Annotated in this window: 16 protein-coding genes; 13 read left to right on the plus strand and 3 right to left on the minus strand. The window is 39.0% G+C overall.

All coding sequences use genetic code 11. The features are described 5' to 3' along the window. Positions 1 to 215 precede the first annotated feature (215 nt). A complete protein-coding gene (locus QQJ93_RS03630; RefSeq protein WP_089124133.1) occupies positions 216 to 1145 on the minus strand; it encodes a GntR family transcriptional regulator in 930 nt (309 codons plus the stop codon). 322 nt (positions 1146 to 1467) lie between these two features. On the opposite strand from QQJ93_RS03630, the gene QQJ93_RS03635 reads away from it, so the two are divergent. The 10 genes from QQJ93_RS03635 (at position 1468) to QQJ93_RS03680 (ending at position 10959) form a co-directional block, all read left to right on the plus strand. Beyond that, positions 1468 to 2121, plus strand: a complete 654-nt coding sequence (locus QQJ93_RS03635) for an aspartate/glutamate racemase family protein (protein WP_089124134.1) — start codon at positions 1468 to 1470, stop codon at positions 2119 to 2121. Between the two features lie 46 nt (positions 2122 to 2167). Then, entirely contained in the window at positions 2168 to 3241 is a 1074-nt protein-coding gene (locus QQJ93_RS03640; protein ID WP_089124135.1) for an isocitrate/isopropylmalate dehydrogenase family protein, read from the plus strand. A 65-nt stretch (positions 3242 to 3306) separates the two neighbouring features. Then, positions 3307 to 4272: a Bug family tripartite tricarboxylate transporter substrate binding protein gene (locus QQJ93_RS03645; protein WP_089124136.1), complete on the plus strand. Its 966-nt coding sequence runs from the start codon at positions 3307 to 3309 to the stop codon at positions 4270 to 4272. 49 nt (positions 4273 to 4321) lie between these two features. Beyond that, positions 4322 to 4804 (plus strand): tripartite tricarboxylate transporter TctB family protein, encoded by a 483-nt coding sequence (locus tag QQJ93_RS03650; protein WP_089124137.1) that lies wholly within the window; start codon positions 4322 to 4324, stop codon positions 4802 to 4804. Between the two features lie 19 nt (positions 4805 to 4823). Next, entirely contained in the window at positions 4824 to 6374 is a 1551-nt protein-coding gene (locus QQJ93_RS03655) for a tripartite tricarboxylate transporter permease (RefSeq protein ID WP_089124138.1), read from the plus strand. A 65-nt stretch (positions 6375 to 6439) separates the two neighbouring features. Further along, positions 6440 to 7693, plus strand: a complete 1254-nt coding sequence (gene otnK, locus QQJ93_RS03660) for a 3-oxo-tetronate kinase (protein ID WP_089124139.1) — start codon at positions 6440 to 6442, stop codon at positions 7691 to 7693. Beyond that, a complete protein-coding gene (gene otnC / locus QQJ93_RS03665) occupies positions 7690 to 8322 on the plus strand; it encodes a 3-oxo-tetronate 4-phosphate decarboxylase (RefSeq protein ID WP_089124140.1) in 633 nt (210 codons plus the stop codon). The genes otnK and otnC overlap by 4 nt, the downstream gene beginning before the upstream one ends. A gap of 48 nt (positions 8323 to 8370) precedes the next feature. Further along, a complete protein-coding gene (locus QQJ93_RS03670; protein ID WP_089124141.1) occupies positions 8371 to 9246 on the plus strand; it encodes a DMT family transporter in 876 nt (291 codons plus the stop codon). Between the two features lie 884 nt (positions 9247 to 10130). After that, a complete protein-coding gene (locus QQJ93_RS03675; RefSeq protein ID WP_119297246.1) occupies positions 10131 to 10397 on the plus strand; it encodes a hypothetical protein in 267 nt (88 codons plus the stop codon). 166 nt (positions 10398 to 10563) lie between these two features. Further along, positions 10564 to 10959, plus strand: a complete 396-nt coding sequence (locus tag QQJ93_RS03680) for a DUF1090 domain-containing protein (RefSeq protein ID WP_160117506.1) — start codon at positions 10564 to 10566, stop codon at positions 10957 to 10959. Between the two features lie 94 nt (positions 10960 to 11053). On the opposite strand, the gene QQJ93_RS03685 is transcribed toward QQJ93_RS03680, so the two are convergent. Continuing rightward, the gene (locus QQJ93_RS03685) at positions 11054 to 12343 is read right to left on the minus strand and encodes a DUF5666 domain-containing protein (protein ID WP_089124144.1); all 1290 of its coding nucleotides are present in this window, start codon (positions 12341 to 12343) and stop codon (positions 11054 to 11056) included. A 122-nt stretch (positions 12344 to 12465) separates the two neighbouring features. Here QQJ93_RS03685 and QQJ93_RS03690 point away from each other — a divergent pair, with 122 nt between their 5' ends. The 3 genes from QQJ93_RS03690 (at position 12466) to QQJ93_RS03700 (ending at position 14908) form a co-directional block, all read left to right on the plus strand. Then, a complete protein-coding gene (locus QQJ93_RS03690; protein ID WP_089124145.1) occupies positions 12466 to 13137 on the plus strand; it encodes a response regulator transcription factor in 672 nt (223 codons plus the stop codon). Positions 13138 to 13165: 28 nt separating this feature from the next. After that, positions 13166 to 14347 (plus strand): sensor histidine kinase, encoded by a 1182-nt coding sequence (locus QQJ93_RS03695; protein WP_284186030.1) that lies wholly within the window; start codon positions 13166 to 13168, stop codon positions 14345 to 14347. A gap of 159 nt (positions 14348 to 14506) precedes the next feature. After that, the gene (locus tag QQJ93_RS03700; RefSeq protein WP_089124147.1) at positions 14507 to 14908 is read left to right on the plus strand and encodes a YgiW/YdeI family stress tolerance OB fold protein; all 402 of its coding nucleotides are present in this window, start codon (positions 14507 to 14509) and stop codon (positions 14906 to 14908) included. 151 nt (positions 14909 to 15059) lie between these two features. Here QQJ93_RS03700 and QQJ93_RS03705 read toward each other — a convergent pair whose 3' ends face one another. Continuing rightward, positions 15060 to 16448 carry a YjiH family protein gene (locus QQJ93_RS03705; RefSeq protein WP_089124148.1) on the minus strand — a complete coding sequence of 463 codons (1389 nt, stop codon included), beginning with the start codon at positions 16446 to 16448 and terminating at the stop codon, positions 15060 to 15062. Positions 16449 to 16499: the final 51 nt, after the last annotated feature.

Here is a 16499-nt window from a genome sequence, read left to right on the forward strand (position 1 = left end):
CCACCCCACTTGGGGTTTTGTGATACCTTTGCTAATTCGTTAACTACTAATTGAGCGAAACCTGTAACTCATTTTTGTGTCCAGAAATTAGCTAGTTCATAAGAGGGGCTAGGAAGGTTCTGCCCCATTGTGATTCAGCGCTGAAAATTGTTTATATCTATTCAATACGAGCTTGCCCTATCCAAAAGTATGCCTAACAACTTCTAAATATGCATTCATCCAAACAACTCGGTTGCAATACTTTCTTTCACCGCCGCAGTACGACCTAAATGTTTTTCTAAGAATGCTGCGGCTTCTTCCATCTGACCATTCTCAATTAGCTCCAATAGAGATAAATGCTCTTCGCATTCTTTCCTCGGGATCGCTCTTTTCGTATTGACGTTATATTCAATCAAACGGCGTAACCTGTTTATTCGTTTTAATGAATCAAGCAGAAAAATATTGCCAGACATTGAGACTAAAGTTTCATGAAATAAGACTCCGGCATTAAACATGTCACCTGCAGAAACTAGTTTGCTGTCATTGTTTAGAATTTCAATTTGGGACATACGCAACATCTGAATTTTTGTCGTGTTGATAACAAAATCCGGCTCTCTTAAGGCTTGAGTTTCAATCAATTGGCGGAATCGATAACTCTGAGCATACGCCTTGGGCGAAGAGATAAATTCTTTAAACTCCCAACCGTAACCAAGGCTACGACTAAGCCATCCTTCTTTTTCTAATGTGATCAGGGCTTCTTGGACTGTTTTTCGGCTTTTCTCATAACGGGCCATGAGTTCATTTTCAGTAAAGCTTTTTGTTAGCTTTCCACTTAGATACGCCTGACCTATCTGATAACAAAGCGGGCTGAGATTTGATATTTCTGGGTTGAATACTTGTGAGTCAAGTAATGACCTGACGTCAGTTGTCTCAGCAAGAAAATAGCCTTGATTTGGTTTCTTTATTAATACTCCTTCATTTTCTAAGTATGCGAAAGCATTCCTTATCGGTGTTCTGGATACTTTAAGCAAGTTGGAAAACTTAGTTTCTTTTATATGTGCTCCTATTGCCAGGCCTTCTTTCGTGATTTCGCTAAGCACTTTGTTTGCTAACAATAACACTGAATCCTTTTTCTTATCGTTTGTTGATACGGTCATCCAGATCATTCTTCCTTCTTATACAAGTCGAAATAATTATCCACCATAAATTGTATTTTGTGAATACCAATGAATTCATAGTGTGAAGAATAAGTTAAATTGTGATGTATTTAACAACTACAAAAAACAATTAATCATGAAAATAATGTGATCTTAATCAAGTTAATATGATTTAATTTCATATAACCACTTGATTTTAATGTTTATATTTCTTTTGTGTTTCGATTTCTATACGAAGTTAAAGTTATCTTTTTGATTAACAATTCGTTGACAATCATCAGTTTTAAATTAATAGTGTATTTAGTTAACACAAAATACAAAGTGCGAGTGTATGAAAAAAATAACTTTAATCCACGCTGTAGATATTGCTATTGAGCCGATAAAAAAGGCCTTTCAAGAGCTGTGGCCCGAAGCTCAGCTGGTCCATTTGTGGGATCAGTCATTAAGTATTGAACGAGCTAAGTCTAAACAGATCACGCCTGCCCTATATCGTCGAATAGCTGACCTTACGGAGATGGCGATGCAAACAGGCACTGATGCGATCATGTTTACGTGCTCTGCATTTGGAGAGGCAATAGAGCAAGTGGCATCTCAAACATCCACACCCGTTTTAAAACCAAATGAGGCGATGTTCAAAAAAGCATTAAGTATGAAAACACCTATAACTATGATCGGGTCATTCGCTCCTGCAATGGAAGGTATGGAAAGTGAGTTCTACCTAGAAGCTCAATCACAAGGTGTTACTACTGAATTAACTTGTGTGTGTGTGCCTGAGTCACGTATTGCACTAAGCCGCGGAGATATTGATACGCACAACCAATTGGTGGTTCAAGCGATTAAAGCACTATCGACAGAATCTATCTATATGTTGGCGCATTTTTCATCTTCGTATGCCAAAACTGAACTGGAAAAAGCAACAGGAAAGCCAGTTTTATCTAGTCCTCACTGTGCAGTGCTTCATTTGAAGAATTTACTTGAAGGCTAGTGTTCAACTTTTTAAATAACAACCAATGATCTAATAGAGGAATATTATGAAACTTATCGTTTTACCAGGGGATGGTATTGGTCCGGAAATTGTTAGCGCATCTATCAATGTGCTTAAGGCTGCAGACCATAAATTTGGACTAAACCTGACGCTAGATTTTGAGGATGTTGGTTTTGAGAGCCTGAAAAAATATGGCACGACGTTACGTCAAGAAGTATTAGATCGAGCCAAAACCTATGACGGCATTATTCTTGGTACTCAATCCCACGCAGACTACCCAAAACCAGAACAAGGTGGCCGTAACGTGTCTGCTGGTTTCCGAATTGGTTTAGACCTTTATGCCAACGTTCGTCCTGCACGTTCACGTTCTTTTCTTCCAACCAACATGAGTGAAGGAAAGTCCATAGATCTCGTCATAATGCGAGAGGCGACGGAAGGATTTTACCCAGATCGCAACATGACAGAAGGTTGGGGAGAAGTAAAACCCTCTCCAGATATGGCTCTGTCAATTCGAAAAATCACCCGCCATTGCAGTGAACGTATTGCACGTAAAGCTTTTGAACTAGCAATGACACGCCGTAAAAAAGTGACTGCAATCCATAAAGCAAACAGTTTCCACATGACAGATGGTCTGTTTTTAGAGGCAGTTCGGGATGTTGCGAAAGAGTATCCAGAAGTAGAGAGCGACGACTTGCTAGTCGATGCATCTACTGCGCATTTAGTTCGTAATCCAGAACGCTTTGATGTCCTTGTGGCGACTAACTTTTATGGAGACATTATTAGTGATCTTGCCAGCGAGTTGTCGGGAAGCCTTGGACTAGCTGGTTCCGTTATGGCCAACGATGAGATTTGCTGTGCGCAAGCTCAACATGGTTCTGCGCCTGATATCGCAGGGAAAGATATTGCTAACCCAGTTTCAATGATTTTATCGGTTGCTATGTTGATTGACTGGATGGGTCAAAAACAGGAACGTTCGGACTTTGTAAAGGCATCAAAAGCGATTGTTTCTGCAGTGGATGCAGCATTAGAAAACCCTTCTTATAGGACTCCTGATCTTGGTGGTTCTTTGGGATGCCAAGCGTTTAGTAATATCGTAGCTGAAATTATCACTACAAATTAACAGAATAAAGACTTAAGAAAAAATAAGAATTACAACGTCTTACCCTACATTATAAGGAACATAACATGTCATTATTAAAACACTTAACGATTCTGCCATTGACATTATCTGTATTAGCGACAGCTCCGAGTTTTGCTAAGGATCTGGATTATCCTAAAGAACGTTTGAATTACACTATTGCCTTTGGTCCTGGCGGTGGTAACGATCTTATGTCAAGAACGGTTGTTGATATTCTGAGGAAATATGATTATTACCCTAAAAACATTCGTGTAGATAACTTAGCTGGTGGTAGTGGTGCAGTCGGTTTTAATTATGTTGCTCAACAAAAAGGAAACCCTTATCACTTGACATCAACTAGCGGTAATTTTCTAGGCACTCCGCTGATTTCAAATACAGGTTGGACATTCGAAGACTTTACGCCGATTGGTCTATTAGCTCAAGACGCTATGTTGTTAGTTGTTAGGGCAGATTCGGACTTTAAAACAGCTAAAGACTTTGTTGAGTACGCTAAGAAAAACCGTGTAGTAATGGGTGGAACCGGAGCTGCCGGCCCCGAACGTGTGGTCGCCAGTTTATTTGCGGAAAAGGCAGGTTTTACATTCGATTATGTCCCATCGCAAGATGGTGGAGGGATGGTTACCTCTCTTACATCACACAGTGTTGATGCAATTGTAGCCAACCCATCTGAGGTCTCTGGGCAAATTAAAGCCGGTAATTTTCGTCCACTAGCATACTCAGAAGAGCAGCGTAGTACGGTCTATTCAGATGTACCAACATTTAAAGAACAGGGCTACGATTTTGCATTTGCTTTACCTAGGGGGATCGTGATGCCAAAAGGTGTCGATTCCGATATTCAGCAATGGTGGGTTGAAACACTAAAGAAAGTGGTTGCGACTAAAGAATGGAAAACATATTTAACAACGAACAGTCTTTCTGGGAATACCGTTTGGGGCGATGATTTTGAAAAAAATCTGGCTCATACAAATTCGAATTTCAAACGCGTACTAACCCAGATTGGTGCTATTAAGTAAAAATGATAGGCAAGCGGTAACAGGAGTTACCGCTTGTATAGGGATAATTATGCGATTTTTATTTTCAGTTGCAACGTTAGTGTTTTCTGTTGCTTTTACTGTATATGGATTGGTTACGCTTGATTTATATGACATCAGTAATAGACCTGGTCCTGGCTATTTTCCACTTATTATAGGAGTCATGTTAATCATTACAACTTCTATTAATGTTATTAAAGATTTCAGAATTATACAAAAACTGAAGTCCGATAGAGAATTAAACGAGATTGTACGTAAAGGGCGTGATTCACACTATGCAAAAGATGCAATGGTTGCGGTCGTCTGTTTAAGTTTGTTTATTTTTACCTTTAATATCTTAGGCGCATTTTTGTCCATGATATTGTTTTGTTTGGTTTTTTTAAGCTACTTCAACCCGAGAAAAATTGTGCAGAATATTGTTTATTCGGTTGTTTTTCCTACATCGGTTTATCTACTTTTTGATGTTTGGTTGCAAGCAGGGTTACCTGATGGATTACTAGGCGCATTTAATTGATCGATGGAGATGTATCATTATGTTTATTAACGAATTATTCGGTAATTTGTCTTATGGATTATCGGTGGCATTTACTACAACCAATATTATGTTCCTACTTATTGGAGCTCTAGTTGGTATGGTAGTGGGGCTTTTCCCTGGATTTGGTCCTGCAGCTGGAATTGCAATTCTAATTCCTATGACGTTTGGTTTAAATCCGACAACCGCAATTATCATGTTATCAGGGATTTATTATGGTTCTATGTATGGAGGAACTATTACCTCTATTTTGATTAATACACCTGGAGAGTCGGCTACAGTTGCGTCAACTTTGGATGGTTATCCTCTGGCACAAAACGGCCGTGCAGGCCCCGCATTAGTCATGCAGGCTATAGCATCATTTGTAGGCGGAACGCTTGGGGTTATATTAATTTGTGGTTTCGCCCCAATCCTTGCCGACTTTGCATCACAGTTTGGACCATCTGAATATTTCCTTATTATTATGTTGGGTATGTTACTTCTGACGACGATGATGGGAGAAAATCGATTAAATGGCGTTATATCGGCATTGTTTGGTTTTGTCATTTCTGTTGTTGGCGTTGACTCAGTGAGTGGAGCACAACGATATACGTTTGGTTCTCCAGAGCTAATAGGAGGTATTTATTTTGTACCTGTGGCCATCGGTCTATTCGGTATAGGTGAATTGCTCCATTGTATTTATACCGGTCAACACAAGCGTTCAAATGTAAGGCTAGACTTCAGCTTTCGTTCAAAAGATTTCTGGCCAACAACCAAAGATTATATTGAGTCAAAATGGACATTCCTACGAGGCTCCGTAATTGGTTTTGTAGCGGGGGTGCTTCCTGGTTCTGGAGCAACAATAGGTTCTATTCTTGCCTATTCAGTTGAAAAGAAACTATCTAAAGAACCGGAGAAATTTGGTAAAGGTGAAATGCGAGGTTTAGTTGCACCTGAAACCGCTAATAACGCTGCTTCTGCAGGCGCTATGGTACCGCTGATTTCACTAGGAATTCCCGGCTCTGGAGCAACAGCAGTACTTCTTGGTGCTTTGATGATGTGGGGGTTACAGCCAGGTCCTATGTTGATAGATACTAATCCAGACCTTGTTTGGGGATTAGTGGCGAGCATGTATATGGGGAATATGATTCTGGTAGCCTTGAGTATTGTGGCTATTCCTATCTTCGTGAAATTTCTAGATGTACCTTATAGATTAGTTGTACCGGTCATTGTGATCTTGTGTGTTGTCGGCGCCTATGCCATGAATAACAGCATTATTGAGACATCGATGTTATTGATTATGGGGATCATTGGTTTTGGTATGAAGGTTTATGGCTATTCGCCTGCTGCTACAGTTCTTGCTTTAGTCTTAGGTGGTATGGCTGAAAGTAATTTTTTGCAATCTCTCATTATCAGTCAAGGTAGTTTATCCATATTTATTGATCGACCGATATCTCTTGTTTTAACTCTTGTCATGTTCATGTCTGTGGTCACTTCCATGGGACTAAAAGCTTACAAGCGTGCTAAGGCAAAGAAAGCAGCCTCTGCACATTGTGAAGCTATTACTAAGTAAAGGATATAAAGGTAGTGAGAGATCACTACCTACCACTATTCAACATATGAAAGGGGGAGATAACAATGAAAATTGGAGTGATTGCCGATGATTTTACTGGTGCTACAGATGCAGCAAGTTTCATAGTAAAAAATGGCTTATCTGTTTTACAAGTGTCAGGTGTTGAACCTAACAATGACCCACTTCCTGAAGCAGAGGCAATTGTGGTCAGCTTAAAAACTCGCTCATGCGAGAAGGCTTTGGCTATATCACAATCATTGCTGGCCTGTGATTGGTTATTGAAGCAGGGATGTCAGCAGATCTACTTTAAATATTGTTCTACGTTTGACAGTACTTCTGAAGGAAATATAGGCCCTGTAACACAAGCATTGATGGAAAAATTAGGTGTGAAAAGTACGATACTTTGCCCTGCGTTACCCGTAAATGGGAGAACAGTTTATCAAGGTAATCTTTTTGTTTATCAACATCTCTTAAATGAATCTGGGATGAAAAATCATCCGATAACACCTATGAAAGATTCCAATATCATGCGTTTAATGACCTTGCAAACGGGCCAAAAGACAGGGTTGCTCAATTGGCAAAGTATTCAGGAAGGCGAAGAATATGCATCGTCTGTCCTTGAATCATTATCGACTCAAGGATACTCATGTATCGTTTGTGATGCTTTGAATGACAGAGATTTGAACATAATTGCCGAGCTTTGTAAGAAACATCGTTTGGTGACTGGCGGTTCTGGACTTGCTGGAGCCCTAGCGGGATTACAAGGAGGGGGTTCTTTAGAGAAAGATACTGGTTGGTGTGTTCCAAAGAGAAAAAATACAGGCGTTGTACTTTCAGGTTCATGCTCGGTTATGACTAATCAACAAGTAGCAGCTTATCAGAAACTTGCAGAAAGTTATAAAGTCGATGTCGACCGCTGTATTCAAGATGACAATTATGCTGACGCGATTGAGGAATGGATTCTCAGTCAAACTGAGCAACTGTATTACCCTATGGTTTACGCGACTGTTGGTAGCGAAGAATTGAGGGAAATTCAGAGTCGTCACGGATCTGGGGTATCTGACAAAGTAGAAGCATTATTTCATCAACTTGTTATAAAGCTTCACAAGCATGGTTATCAGAACTTCATCAGTGCTGGAGGTGAGACCTCAGGTACAGTAACTCAGGCTCTAGATATTAACAAGTTCAAGGTTGGAATTGAAATTGCTCCAGGGGTGCCGTGGGTCTCAAGTTTGGACGGCAATATCAATATTGCTTTAAAATCAGGCAATTTCGGTAATAAAGATTTCTTCAAGCAAGCACAGGATATTTTACTATGACGGAATATGAACAACGTTTACAGCTCGTCTCACTCGCAAAGTCTATGTTTGATCGCGGATACGCAACGGGTGGTGCTGGCAATATTTCAGTGAAGATCAACCAAAATAAAATATTAGCGACTCCAACCGGATCTTCGTTTGGCCGACTGGACCCTGAGCGTCTATCTATTGTGACATTGGACGGAGAGCATCTTTCGGGTGATAAACCGTCCAAAGAAGTTTCATTTCACATTGAGGTGTACAAACATCGTCCGGAAGCGAATTCGATTGTACATTTACACTCAACGTACTTGACGGCACTGTCCTGTCAGGAAGGATTAAATACTGATAACGCGATTAAACCGTTCACTCCTTACTTTGTCATGAGGGTTGGTAGTTTACCTGTTGTGGAATATTTAAATCCTGGTGATAAGAAAATTGGTGAAGAGTTGGCAAAACTTGCTCCATATCATCGCGCATACTTACTTGCGAACCATGGCCCAGTAGTTACTGGAAAAGACTTGTTAGATGCTGCAGATAATGCTGAAGAACTTGAAGAAACCGCAAAACTCTATTTCCTTCTTCAATCGAGCTGTGTGTCTTATTTATCCGAGGAAAATATTGCCATACTCAGGAATAAAGGTGTTTAAATTCTATAAGGTGGTTTGATACCGCCTTTTTTTGTGAGTTTTATCAATATGCCACCCTTGTTGTTAATGATTTTATCGACACTGTGTCTATCTTTGAGTGGCTTTGTCGCTAAGTACCTCGAAGAAATTGTGCCTATCAATGTATTGTTAATTGCTAGGCTATTTATTCCGGCTTCTATTATGCTTGTTGCGGCTTTATGGGTAAAAGCTTCAGTTCCTTGTTTACGAGAGACTTTAGTCATTAGCCGCCGCTCTGTGTTTATTGCACTTACTCAATTCTGTTTTTTTTCCGCTTTAGTTAATTTGAGTCTTATTGAACTCGCAGTGCTGTTCAGTACCGGTCCGCTATTTATTCCGCTAATTGAACGTGTTCTTTATGGTGTGAAGTTATCATTACCTGTTATTTTGACACTTTTAGTATCATTCACTGGATTAATTATCCAGTCGGGCATCTTAGAAGAATTTGATTTTCAATGGGGAATGGGATTCGGACTTTTGGCCGGTTTTTTTAATGCTTGCTCTCAAGTATCTATGTATCGCGCAAGTAAGATCAAGGCCCACTCATTAATGATTAATGGGATTAGCTTTCTTGTTGCCTCTATCCTTGTTCTCCCTGTTTCTTTTTTGATGGTGGATAGCAGTACTTCAATTTTGCCTATCAGCCTGTTTCCTTACGTAATTTTAATAGCAGTCATGGGAGGGTTGAGTATCGGAACTCAGCTATTCAGAACTAGCGCCTATCGTAAAGCTATTTCGACAGCTGAGCTCGCTCCAATTTTCTATTTGAACATCTTGATCTCAGCATTAATGCAATTTCTATTCTTTGATGAACGATTTACTAGCCATCAAATATTAGGTTTAAGCCTTATTGTCACGTCATGTGTGGCGTATTCATATCTAAGTGTACTGAAGATTAAACGTTAGGATTAAGTTAAAAAATGAAAGTGGCGAGAGTCATACTATTTTTCGATACAAACACTCATTAAGTATTTTAACTATGCATAACAGGATTCACTATATTTAGTTTTAGAGTTACTACTTGCCTGAACTCTGATGTGAACTACTAGCATTGGACATTGACTGAAGTAAGTTTTCCATAGTAGAAGTTATTTATATTTTGCTAATTTAAGTAGAAACTCTAACAAACTTTTGTCCAAAAGTGAGTTACACGAGTATGATACTTAAGACTCAGTTGTAGTTTGATTCAGACTTGGTAGTAGCAATTAATATGAATCATTATTGTTGGTCACGTTTAATCTCAAACGGTTCAAGCAGGGTTACTTGACTGTTTGGTATGATACTTTACTCCTCTCGTACCATTCTTGTGTAAGAAATTTTCTTACAGAATGCTTGAGTACCAATTTACCATCTCACAAAAATATCAACTTATGGTTGTTTTTAGTGATATCAATATATGGTTGCTTTTTTGTAAGTTATTGAAATAAAATAAATCTAAGATATCAACTTATGGTTTTTTCAACAGTAAGATTTACAGACGTGAATCAGCTCTACCGGTAAATTAATAAAACTCTTCTGAAATGGCCGCTTATTTAAGTGGCCTTTTTTACGTCTGAAAATCGAAAATGGTGGCAGAGTTTACTCTGAAATTCATCGTGTTTTTTCTAGATAAATAATATTAGACAAACAGCAAAATAACACTGTATATTTAAACAGTGTTATGTGGTAAGGTCATTAAGATACTGTTCAGGATACGCTGAACCCTAACCACTATAAGCCTATAGGTAAGTGATAAACAGCAAGATCACTGCGGTCTTTTATGCAGTGAGAAAAGAGATATAAGGATCAGCATGATGACAAACGTCTACCAGTTCAAACCAAAAGAAGAATATGCAACTCAAGAACAAGTTGCGAATTTACGTTGGATGTTCTCTCCGTTTTCACCCGGCCGTGATGAGTTCACTATTTCTAAAATCGCCACTACTTATAAAATTATGCACTTTACTGATCGTGGGTGTACATTGACCCCAAAAGAAATACACGAATACTTAAGTGAAATAAAACCAATGCCAAAAAGCGCACATCAAATGGTCGCCAGTATGATGACAGCATGTTAAGCCTTTCAAAATAATTAGGTGTATTGACGCAATGCGAGCAACTACCGGACGGTAATAAGTGAGTGCTTGTATTAATAACCATATAAAATAAATTGACATTTTGATGTCAATAAAACAACACTATGAGCTATAGTTTTTTCTTGATATATATTTTATGGATAACATTATGAAACGTATTACTGTCGCAATGTCAGTTTTTGCTGCGTTAATGTCTTTTGGTTCAGTGGCTGCACAAGAGTGCAGTGGTTTATCTGGTTGTGAAGCAAAAGTTTGTCAGATTGAAAAACAAATAGAATTGGCCAAACAGCACAATAATTCGAATAAAGAAGCCGGTTTACAAAAAGCGTTAACGGAAGTGAAAGATCACTGTACGGTAGATGGATTAAAAGACGATCTGCAAGATGACATTGACAATGTAATGGATGACTTGGCAGAACATCAAGATGATTTAGCTGAAGCGATTCAAGACGAGGAGCTTGATAAAGTCGAAAAGTATAAACAAAAAATTGCTGAAGATAAGCAAGAGCTTGAAGAGTTAAAGGCTGAATTACAGAAGTTATAAATACTAAATAAAATTAAATAAAAATGGCGCTTGGCTTGGATTAACTGCTAAGCGCCATTTTAGTTTGGTATTTTGGTAAGGTTCAGTTGAGCTTTTAGTCGTCTACACGACAGTTAGAAACTTCAGTATTTATGTGAACTAAAGTACACTCAACATCAGTGCGAGAGCCATCGTGACCATATGAACTATCACTGCTATAGCCCCAAAGCATGCCATTCTCAATAAGTCCTTCTAGGTCAATATCATTATCATTGGTTTCTAGTGCTTCCACTTCCTTGACTAGATAAATTGTATTACTGTTCGAATCCGTTAACTCAACACCTTCAATTTCAATGTCTGTATTATCAATGGTTGCCATGGTTAAACGGTCTTCGAATTTAGTACGGTTGTCAGTATTAAATTCATAACCATTAATTGAAAAAGTGCTATTAGTGATTAACGTGGCAGTGCCAGAAAGTGCAAACTTAACACTAGATTGGGTTTGAGAGCCAGAGCCATCTTCAAATTCAATTTTTGTCGCTTCTAAGCCCGAAGTCCCACTAATTAAATCAGCTTCAATGCGAGCACCTTCGATAAGGTCTGTCTGTTTTCCATCATCAAATACCGTGTTGGTAGTGATCGTAATGCTAGTACGGCCGTTGAGTTCGATTGATGTTTGTTCATTGTTTACCCAAGTGATCGTGCCTTCTAGTTCCATATCACTGTATTGATCATCATTTTCAATTTCTACTTCAGATGCAACAAAAACAGTACCATCCATACGGCCTTCTACTTCAACCCAATCACCATTAGCAATTGCTTGTCCATCATCTAAATCAACATGAGCTGTACTGTAATCAATTTCCGTCGGACCAATAAAGAAACTGTGATCAGTTAATTGAGATACCATGCCCTCAATTTCAGCCTCATGCATCGGTGTTACAGAAAAAACACCTTCAGATTGCCATTCACCAGAGTCATTGAAGTAACCATTTGCGAATACCCAGTTGCCTTTAGTAAATGCTGTTGCGACATCTGTAGTGGAAACAGTAACACCATTGACCACAATTGAGTCAGCAGTGACAGATGAAATGATACCGACAAGATTTGGGTCGATTTCAATCTCTTCAGCATTACCCGAACGGTCGGTTTCGACTTCAATACGCATACCTTCCTGAATATCTTGCATCGTCATGATTTGGTCGTCGTAGCTGATTTCAGCTGATTGAGCATTTAATTTGTAATCATTGATGGTGACATGGGTATCAGTAACTTGAGTGGCCATGCCATTAAGTTGTGAAGGGGTAGACGTTGTGTTGGTGTTATTATTGCTGTCACTTGATGAACCACCGCCACAAGCAGAGAGAAGAGTTGCGATTGATAAGCATAAAATAGACTTTTTCATAATAAACCTTATTTTTTATATTTGTATTGTAGTAATGATTGATTTGTAGGTATCTTAATCGGCTAAACGTAAAGCAAACGTGAAGAAAAAATAAATAAAGTCAGAGGAAGGTTTGTAAGGTCATGAAAGTATTAATTGTGGATGATACGCATAGTGTTGTTGAAACGATAATGGACTATTTAGAACTTGAAGGTATCGTCGCTGACTGTGCTTATCACGGAGAAAGTGCATTAAAGCTTATTGTAGAGAATCATTATGACGTGATCATTATGGACATCATGATGCCGAAGATGGATGGCATTAGTGCGGTTAAAAAGCTACGTGAAGAATTATTCTGCAACACGCCGATTTTGTTTTTAACTGCCAAAGATACATTAAATGATAAAATTGAAGCGTTTAACTCTGGTGGTGATGACTTCTTAAATAAGCCTTTTGCAATGGAGGAGCTGTGCCTACGTTTGCATGCGCTACATCGTCGTGGACCAAGGCTCGATGTCGGTAATTTAAGTTTTGCCGATTTATCCATGAACTTACAAACTAATGAAGTCACTCGTTCTGGACAACTCATTAAATTAAGTAAAATTCAGCGTACTATCTTTAAGTTACTACTCAAAAATGCACCTGCGGTAGTCTCTAAGGATGCGGTGATCAATGAGGTATGGGGAGAAAAAAGTCCATCAAGTGATTCATTACGTAGTCATATTTATGGTTTGAGAAGTGCGCTTGATAAAGGCTTTGAATCAAGTCGACTAGAAACGCTACATGGTCAAGGGTATCGATTAAAAGATGACTAACGCCCCAAGTTTTTTCAAAAAGATTCGTATGACGTTTATCGTGCTTACTAGCGTGATGTTCTTGTTATTTTGGGGACTTATTTATTTTGCTCAAGATCGACTAGAAGTCATTAGCCTTGAACATAGGTTATCAACAGAAACCCGAGAATACTTAAAAAACTATCGACGTTATGGTTTTAAAGCCGCGAAACCTGATCCTCAAGAACTTGATACCTACTGGTCAAAAGAAGAATATCCTGAATGGTTAGAACCTTATCAAACACCAGGCTTTTTTGAAGAGCAACTCGGCCCTGAAGACAAACACTTTTTAGTCACTAAACATCCATCAGGTAGTGGTTGGTTATATGTGGTTTTCCAAGATGATGCCGATGATTATCTAGATGAATACGAAGATAACCTTCATCTTGTTACCTTTTTAGTCGGTACCGTTTTTCTAATGGCAGTGATGGCCTATGGCTTGTATTTCGTACGCTTGCTCTCAAGGCCATTGATTCAAATTGAAGAAAAGATTGAGTCAATGTCACCGGATAAGCCTGACTTTAAAGTCGATACACCATATAAAGAAACGCAAAGTATCGAATATACGCTATTAGATAATAAAGCCAAAATTACTTCTTACTTTCAACGTGAGCAAGAGTTTAGCCGCTTTGCTTCACATGAACTGCGTACGCCAATTATGGTGATCAAAGGTTCGACAGAGTTATTACGTAAAGTGCCTGATATGCCTCGTGTAGCAACTAAGGCCGTTAATCGTATTGAGTATGCCGGTAATCAAATGCAGATTTTAACTGAGGCATTTTTGTTGCTAGGTAAAGAAGACATTGAAGCGCACCATATTAGCCGTGAGTCACTTTCTGAGCATATTCATACTGTGTTAGAAAACATGTCTGAGCATTTCGCAAAACAAGATGCCACCTATCAGTTGAAAGAAGTGGATCCGGGGGCGGTAGATGCGCCATCAAGCTTTATTGATATTGTTATGGCAAACTTATTAAAGAATGCCTTTAGTTATAGCATCAATGATATTGTCATTGAGTTAACGAATAAAACTTTAACCGTCACTAATCAGCATGATGGTAACGACATGCACAATTCCGGTTATGGCTGCGGTTTGGTGATTATCGAACGAGTATGCAATCGAATGAATTGGCAGTTTGATACTGAAAATGACGGTAAGTTATTTAAGGCGATAGTAGTGTTTACTAGCTGACATCACAATATTAGGCATACCTAGTGTCGAAGGTTTTTGTATTTTAGGGCGTATTGGTTTTTCACGTTTTTTTCACACTTGGCTGAATATACTGTTTCACATCGACGCAATATACAGCCAACAGGCTAGCGAAAATTTACAATAATAAGGATAAAAATCATGAACAAAACACTATTAACAATTTCGCTTGCAGCATTAATGTCAGTTCCTTCTATTACGATGGCCGAAGTGGTATCTCCTGCACCTGCGGCGAAAACGCAGACATCAACTCAAGGTGGTTTTGATGGCCCACGTCATGGCACTGCAATCATTGAAACGATTAAAGAAGCAAAAGATGCTAGCGATGATACTAAGGTTGTGCTAACCGGTAAAATTAAAAGCTCTCTAGGTGATGAGGACTATATTTTTGCTGATTCAACTGGCGAAATCACCGTAGAAATTGATAACGACAAATGGCACGGCCGCACCGTTACCACTGATCATACCGTAGTACTGCGTGGTGAAGTGGATAAAGATTGGAACAGCTTAACTATCGATGTGGATAGCTTAGAAGTTAAGTAACCACTGTTCAGATTAAATAATCGATCTTCAAATAAGTAAAATTAAATAAAAATGAAAGCCTGCATAATTAATTTATACAGGCTTTCTTGCTTTGGGTGATTGTCTGTTGTGCCTAATCTTGTGAGCTTAGTTTGTAAGATTAGTCGAACTATTAAAAAATCAAATGCGCAACGCCAACAATCACCGGTAGAGTAATGAGGGTGCGTAAAATAAAGATCACGAATAGTTCTAATAGCGTTACTGGGATCTTACTACCGAGTAGAAGAGCGCCCACTTCAGACATGTAAATTAGCTGAGTGACCGACATCGCTGCAATTACAAAGCGGGTCATATCGCTATGGATTGGTGCAGCTAAGATTGCTGGGATGAACATATCCGCAAATCCAACCACAATCGTTTGTGATGCTTCAACGGCCTCAGGAAGCCCGAGTAGTTTTAAGTATGGAATGAAAGGCTGACCTAAAATCTCGAACAGTGAGCTGTGCTCTGCAATGATTAAAGCGCCGGTACCAAGTGCCATCACAACTGGTAAAACACCAAACACCATATCAACGGCATTCTTCACACCTTCAATGAGTACTTTATGGAAATCACCAACATTATCGGCTTTAGTTAGTGCTAAGTGCATTCCCCAAGAGAAGTTAGTGTGTCCTTCTGGTAAATCATCCGCTTTCATATCTGGTACAGAGCCATCAATGAACGTGTCTTTTTTCCAACGCAGTGGTGGAATGCGCGGTAAAATAATTGCAGCGACTAAACCGGCTAAACAAACGGCGCCATAAAATGGAATAAATAAGTGCTCAAGATTAACCTGTGCGATAACCACTAAGCTGAAAGTGATGGATACTGCAGAGAAGGTAGTACCAACAATTGCCGCTTCGCGTTGCGTATAAAATTTATCTTCATATTGCTTGCTGGTCAGTAAGATACCAACAGAACCGTCACCGAGCCAAGAAGCCATACAGTCGATAGCAGAACGCCCCGGTAGATTGAAAATAGGGCGCATTACTTTACTCAATAGCGTACCGAATAGTTCTAACAAACCGAAGTTAAGTAAAAGTGGCAATAGCATACCGGCGAAAATGAATACGCAGAATAATGTTGGTAATAGACCGTTTAATACCATTCCACCGGTATTTTCTTCCCATACCATTTCTGGGCCAACATGATAGAACGCCATAACCGCAGCAATACCACCCAAAACACGTACCACAAACCATATTAAAGATGGCGTCATTAGCGTATGTAAAAAGGCATTATTTTTAATAAACGCAGGCTGGATTAGTTTATAGAGAATGGTTGCGATAGCCATAAACGCAATAACCAGAGTAATAATAGGAACGATGCTATTGGCTAATGCTGCTTGTAAAGATTTTGCTAAGATTGCGACTGGAATTGTGTATGAGCCTTGATAGCTCAACGGTGCCATGAATAAAAACAAACCGATCAAAGATGGAATGATAAAAGTAAGGTAAGTTTTTAGTGGGTAGTTTGTTTTTTCTACCTTGGCGTTATCCGTTGGTTTTGAAGAATCTTTCATTATGCTCTCAAATGACAATGCTTAAAAATTGCGCAATCCATCGCATAACTA

The sequence above is a fragment of the Vibrio algivorus genome, from assembly GCF_030161215.1.
Taxonomy (GTDB): Bacteria; Pseudomonadota; Gammaproteobacteria; order Enterobacterales; family Vibrionaceae; genus Vibrio; species Vibrio algivorus.